5 protein-coding genes are annotated in these 6,532 nt (G+C 41.3%); 1 reads left to right on the forward strand and 4 read right to left on the reverse strand.

Annotation, left to right across the window (positions count from 1 at the left end; genetic code table 11):
• The 3 genes from fxsT to GNF10_RS34030 all read right to left on the reverse strand — a co-directional run.
• Nucleotides 1–2,203, reverse strand: a 2,203-nt coding sequence (gene fxsT / locus GNF10_RS34020; protein WP_221644696.1) for an FxSxx-COOH system tetratricopeptide repeat protein, incomplete at its 3' end; no start/stop codon positions are given.
• A 60-nt stretch (nt 2,204–2,263) separates the two neighbouring features.
• Nucleotides 2,264–2,653, reverse strand: a complete 390-nt coding sequence (locus GNF10_RS34025) for a hypothetical protein (protein WP_185582176.1) — start codon at nt 2,651–2,653, stop codon at nt 2,264–2,266.
• Between the two features lie 121 nt (nt 2,654–2,774).
• The gene (locus GNF10_RS34030) at nt 2,775–3,164 is read right to left on the reverse strand and encodes an agenet domain-containing protein (RefSeq protein WP_185582177.1); all 390 of its coding nucleotides are present in this window, start codon (nt 3,162–3,164) and stop codon (nt 2,775–2,777) included.
• Between the two features lie 629 nt (nt 3,165–3,793).
• Here GNF10_RS34030 and GNF10_RS34035 point away from each other — a divergent pair.
• Nucleotides 3,794–5,185 (forward strand): hypothetical protein, encoded by a 1,392-nt coding sequence (locus tag GNF10_RS34035; RefSeq protein ID WP_185582178.1) that lies wholly within the window; start codon nt 3,794–3,796, stop codon nt 5,183–5,185.
• 116 nt (nt 5,186–5,301) lie between these two features.
• Here GNF10_RS34035 and GNF10_RS34040 read toward each other — a convergent pair whose 3' ends face one another.
• Nucleotides 5,302–5,901 carry a site-2 protease family protein gene (locus GNF10_RS34040; RefSeq protein ID WP_185582179.1) on the reverse strand — a complete coding sequence of 200 codons (600 nt, stop codon included), beginning with the start codon at nt 5,899–5,901 and terminating at the stop codon, nt 5,302–5,304.
• Nucleotides 5,902–6,532: the final 631 nt, after the last annotated feature.

Here is a 6,532-nt window from a genome sequence, read left to right on the forward strand (position 1 = left end):
CTTGGGAGTTGTAGAGTAGAGCTAGGTTGTTGAGGCTAGTGGCGACAGATGGATGTTCTTTACCCAGCAGCTTGCGCCAGAGTGCTAAAGCTTGAATGTAAAGGGGTTCGGCTTCGCTGTATCTGCCTTGGGAGTCGTAGAGTGTCGCTAGGTTGTTGAGACTTTGTGCGACATCTGGATGTTCTTCTCCGAGCAGCTTGCGCCTGAGTGCTAAAGCTTGGATGTAAAGGGGTTCGGCTTCGCTGTATCTGCCTTGGGAGTCGTAGAGTCCCGCTAGGTTGTTGAGACTAGTTGCGACATCTGGATGTTCTTCACCCAGCAACTTGCGCCTGAGTGCCAAAGCTTGGATGTAAAGGGGTTCGGCTTCGCTGTATCTGCCTTGGGAACGGTAGAGTCCCGCTAGGTTGTTGAGGCTAGAGGCGACATCTGGATGTTCTTTACCCAGCAGCTTGCGCCAGAGTGCCAAAGCTTGGATGTAAAGGGGTTCGGCTTCGCTGTATCTGCCTTGGGAACGGTAGAGTCCCGCTAGGTTGTTGAGGCTAGAGGCGACATCTGGATGTTCTTTACCCAGCAGCTTGCGCCAGAGTGCCAAAGCTTGGATGTAAAGGGGTTCGGCTTCGCTGTATCTGCCTTGGGAACGGTAGAGTCCCGCTAGGTTGTTGAGGCTAGAGGCGACATCTGGATGTTCTTTACCCAGCAGCTTGCGCCAGAGTGCCAAAGCTTGGATGTAAAGGGGTTCGGCTTCGCTGTATCTGCCTTGGGAACGGTAGAGTCCCGCTAGGTTGTTGAGGCTAGCGGCGACATCTGGATGTTCTTTACCCAGCAGCTTGCACGTGAGTGCCAAAGCTTGGATGTAAAGGGGTTCGGCTTCGCTGTATCTGCCTTGGGAACGGTAGAGTCCCGCTAGGTTGTTGAGGCTAGCGGCGACAGATGGATGTTCTTCACCCAAGCGCTTTTTAGTGACTTCTAAACACTGTTCATACCAAGGTAAAGCTTGGTTATATAAACCTTGACCATTATAAAATCTAGCGTTGCCGATGAAAGGCCAAAATAAATCATCATCGCTGACGTATTGAATGAGATGATTCGCTACTTCAGCTATATGAGGAATGGTGGGAGAAACGGCAGTGATTTGCTCAAGGGTGGACGAGCCAGGAATATCTTGGGCAACCGCTACTATTACCCGGCAAATGGAATGCTTTAATTCCTCTGCCTGTTCTAAACCTGTACACTTGTATTGGAAAAACTCTCGCAGCAGTGGATGTAGTTGATAGATTCCCTCACCTTTGCGCTGGAGTAAATGCAGATTCAGCAAGCTCTCATCTCTAATTTCCTCTAAATCTTCTACATCTTCCTTTGGTAAACACTGTTCTACCAACTTCCAAGGTATAGGTGCGACGGCAAATAAACTCAATAAACAACCCAATTGCTTATCGTCGTCCTCTAATTCTTGCCAACTCAACTCAAAGGCGGCTAACACACCTCGTTGTGCTGTCATGTCAGCTTCCGACTTAGATTTAGAAAGAGAACGTTCATCTAATCGCTTATTCTCCAACCGCCGCAACATTTCTGCTAGAGATAAATCTTGTTTCCGCGCCAAATAGCGCCCCACTAATTCCATACCCAAAGGTAAATATCCCAGCCATTCACACAACTGATTTGCTAAAGCTAATTCTTTTTCAATTCGCCCCGGTGTTTCTTTGAGTAAAGACTTAAATAACTCCAGCGCCGCCTCTGGTTGCAGCACATCCAAAGATAACTGTGCGATGCGTCCCAACTTCTGGCGCGTAGTCATCAACACTTTAAACCGAGAAGGTAGCGACTGTAAGTAAGGCTTGACTTGCTCGTAATCGCTGACATCATCCAGCACTAGCAGCACATCACCTTCACGCCAACGCCGCCAACAATATTGCACTTGGGCGAGTAAATCAAAATCTTCTGGCGGCTTTAAATCAAGCTGCGTTCTGGCAAACTGCACAACTTGAATGCCCACATCTCCAGTTTTTGCCAGCAACCAGCAAAGCCCACCGTTGTATGTTTCGCGGTGCTGGATTGAATATTGTAGGGCAAGTTCTGTTTTACCAACTCCACCCATCCCTGCTATTGCTGCGATCGCAACTTGTTTATTATCCTGCAAAAGTTGGTGGAGTTTTTGCAATTCTTCCTCACGTCCGACAAATTCCACCACCCCACTCAGGGGCAAATTTTGCGGTGTTCCAGTCGTGGGATTTAACTTTACCCGTTCCCCTTCGGGCGGCTGTAGTCAGAAATTAAAGGTTTGATTGCGGTTGTCATTAGCAACATTCCCGACATTCCCGCCATAATTTTTATCAACTGTATTTGTAAAATTCTGGATAATAGAAGGTTGAGATTTAACAGTATCCGCCACCACCTCAACAGCTTGAGCAATTTCAGGGTCTTTTTTTGCCGCTTCTTCTACCTGCTCAACCAAAGAAGCTTGACCATAATCTAGCGGTTGTGTTTGAGCCAGTTCTATAGCATTCGCCGTATTAGGTGCTTTACGTTTCAGCAGTAAAAATAATTTACCGCCTTCTTCTAAAACCTTTTCACCCAGGACTTCCCCAGTTTTTTCAAAGGCTTTGGTGATGACCAAGGTTGCGATCGCAGCTGCTGTCAGCGATACTGGCTCCATAAGTTTGCCAAAATACACGAGATTTTACTTATGGTTTTCAGTTTAACAGCCCTTTTAAATTAAAGGGACGACTCCAACAAGTGAAATCGTCCCTTTAAACTTATAAATAGTGAAATATACTCTATCTGCTTACTCTGGAAGGTTCAACCCACTCATCCCAAGAGCTATCATAGCCATCATAAGTAATTTTATAAAGATCGTTATTAACTTCTAAAACCTGCCCTTTATACCATTTCCGCTTCCACAAAATTCTCACTGCATCTCCAACTTCAAATGATGCCCGGAAGCGTTCAGCACCAACCCATTCATTCCAGGAACTATCATAACCTTCATAAGTAATATAGCAATTATCATCATTAACCTTAAGTACCGTTGCTGGATACCATGTTTCCTTCCAAAAAACTTCAGCCTTTTGTCCTACAGAACAGGGTAAAGCAGCAAAAGCACTGGGAATCAATGTGCCTACCCAAGTTGCCATGAATATGGCACCAAATAATACTTTATTTTTCATGATTCTATCCTCAAACAGTAAAACGAAATTTTAATTGTGATTTATGGAAATCTAATTAAAATTTCCACTAACTGTTACTATTTTGATGGAATCAAATTAGCGATCGCCTCAGCAAAAATTATGAATTTTTGCCGCTAGTTATGAAGATATCGTGTTTAAAATTAAGAGATTTTATAAATTTCACTTGAGGATGTTTGAAAAGTCTTTTTGTCCATATCTTTGCAGCGCAGATTCACGCGATCGCCTTTTTGATTACTTCAAACCCGGAGCCTAAAGGCATCTATTCTGGCATTAACCCCATAACACCTTATCCTAGGGCGATATCTACTATCGACTCGCCTACACAAATTGACATTCTTGTGATACAATTGTACTATAAAAGCATAAATATCCGGTGAGTATGTAACGCTAAATCTGACAGGAAATCTCCAAAGTTTGTCATAACTGAATCCCCATAGTAGTTAGTACTGCTCGGTTAAAAAGATTTGTAGGTTGGGTGAAGCAAAGCGCAACCCAACAAAGCCCTGAAAATATTGGGTTTCGTTCCTCAACCCAACCTACGCAGTTTAAGGTTGTTGGCGCTAACCCAAACGTATTGACTTATTGACCTTTAGATGAAAGGTGACAATATGAAAAATAATCAAATTTCTCTGCCAGAACTCATCAAATTCTTTGCAGAATATCGCAACAATATCATCATTAATATCAAGCACCTGCAAGAAAATTATCAAAGAACAGGTATCAAGCGGGTTAGAGGTGTAAGAGACGGAAAAGGGGAACTCTTACAACCTTGGTTGCAAACAGAATATATAGATAATGCTGAGTATACTGGTATGGGCGAGTTTCAATTTAACCGCAATACCGCTACTATCAATATGCTTATCAAGCGTAAAGTCAAACTTACCAAATCTGAAGATAAAACCCCTACTCTTGAGGTAGCAGGTTTGCTAGTAAATGACCTCAATAGCTTTAATAACTACACGATTGTAAGCGACGGTAAAATCAATATAAAGTCTTTACAAGTCAAAATTAGTAGTAAAAAAGCTTTTGATTGGCTCAAAGAAAAGGGTGTGTTAGATGCAGAAAATTTTGACTTTCATGCTGAATATACCATCCAGCTAGATAACTTGCCCCTTTTTGCTTCTGCTCGTCGTTACAGTAGTATTGATGGACTATTCAATCAACTTGCAGAAATTAAAGTACTTACTAGTATTATTTCTGCTTACTTGAAAAAAGAGTCAGAGATATTTATAGCGCCACAGTTAGATGAGTTTAAAAAGTACTATCTGTCCAAGAATACTTACATCAATTTCCCTACAACTAATGAATACAACAATATCCACGAAGCTTTAGTTAATGGTACTCTTGATTCTCGATTGAGCTATAAAATCGATATCGGCAGTCAAGATATTCTGAACTTGAGTAAGTTCCCTTCGGCTAATAAGTTTCTGAATAGAATGTATCGTCTTTATGATAAAGAAACTGGAGAAATTATCATGAAGCCGAATTTTGAGATGGTATTTAATGAAAATCTCGCTGTTAGGCACAGGTTGCTGTCATCACGTACCAAGATTACGAAAGTTGACGAGTTTATGAAACCAATTTTCGATGATTTTCTTGGGCTTGAGCAAAATGGCGTAGTTGTAGATATTCTGAAGAAAGTTGGTGCTGATATTTTGGCGCAGTTATTTCAGGATAGACAAACTGGTAAGCAAATCAGCAAACAAGAAATGGTTGCAACTTTGAGCGCAGCGCATACCAAGCTAGATAAATATGTAGAAAATATCTACCAAGATAAGATTTCTCCTTTGGTATTTTACATTGGTTGTACTGGGCTATTACCAGATCAAATAAAAGCAAAACCCATGACTGCTGAAGAAGCTGCTGCTAAATATCCAAATTTGCAATTTTCTAAAAATGAGCAAGAAGGAACTTTTTTTGCACTTGGTAATACTATTCTCAGCATCTATGTCAAGACTGAATATTACAGCAAACTTATTTCTGTTGGTATAGACAATTAGATTGCACATATAAATCAAATAAGATTGGTATATGCAAGCAGTAGAACCCCGACTTCTCAAAGAAGCCGAGGTTCTTGTCTTTCATGGATGATTCAGGATGCCTAAAAAATTGCTGTCTACATGCTCAATGCTGACCGGATAAATAAATCAGCAATGCCACCAATTCCTCTCCCAAAACCTGGGATTATGAACAAAAGCATCATAGCAAAGAGTCCGTATTGAGTATATTGCAGTGACTTTAGCTGAGGAAAAATCTCACTGAAAACATGAAAGCCATCCAGTGGTGGAATTGGCAGCAGGTTAAACAGAAATAAGGTCAAATTGATCCGAGCCGCTAGGTAAAGAAATTCAACGCTCAACAGTCCTGAAAGATTAAAAAGTTTGAGCAACAAAGTAAATACAAAACCTAATGCCAGATTCGACAATGGGCCTGCTGCGGATACCAAAATATTGCCTAGCTTACCAGAGCGAAACTTAGAGGGGTTGACGGGCATTTGTCCCCAAGCTATACCCATGAGGCAGAGAAAGATGATTGATTCTTTACCCATGTGAACTACAGGATTGAGCGTCAGATGACCAGTTTGTTGGGGAGTGTTATCTCCCTGACTCATCGCAGCCCAGCCGTGAGCAAGTTCATGCAAAGTAATGGAGAATATGACAATTGCAACGATTCTGAAAAAATGAATCGGCTCTGTGATGAGTGTTTGAATAAACATATATTCTGGCTCGTAGTATGGTTAAAGCTGAAATTCGCACTTTTTGAAGATATGCACGAAAAAGTTATCCAATTTAAAAACTGCAAATTTTGAGAATTAAGGTTGCTCACAAATAAATTAGGTAAGTTATTTTTGCGCGGTCTAAGAGGTTGTTTGAAAAGTCTAATTTATTCACCGGGTGACTGGAAGCCGCGGCTACACAGGCAAAACCCACCTCCGTGGGTTAAAAACATTGATTTTCTCTTAGTCCACGCAGGTGGACAACTCTTAGAGACGCACTTGCGTTCGTTTGTGTAGTAGCAAATTCTATTCGCCTAAAACTTTTCAAACTGGTTGTTGAGAATAAAGCGAATCAGTTGCTTGAAATCAGCCTTTTCTCACCATGATGATAGAATTTCTCATCTATACTGGCTGCAATGCGTCATAAAGCTCAGTAAGACATAATTTGTATAATAATTTACTAGCTATATTTTGGTAATACCACATGTGTGTAATAACAAACTCACTACTTCAATGGTATTGAATATACGCCGTAATAGCCCATAGTAGTTGTTCGTATATTTTTAAAATTAACTTTACTCACTTTTGCGATCGCCAATAGCTTGTATAGTTTTAAAAAACTAATTTATAG

Origin of the sequence: Nostoc sp. UCD121, from assembly GCF_014222285.1 — a bacterium.
Classification (GTDB): Bacteria; Cyanobacteriota; Cyanobacteriia; order Cyanobacteriales; family Nostocaceae; genus Nostoc.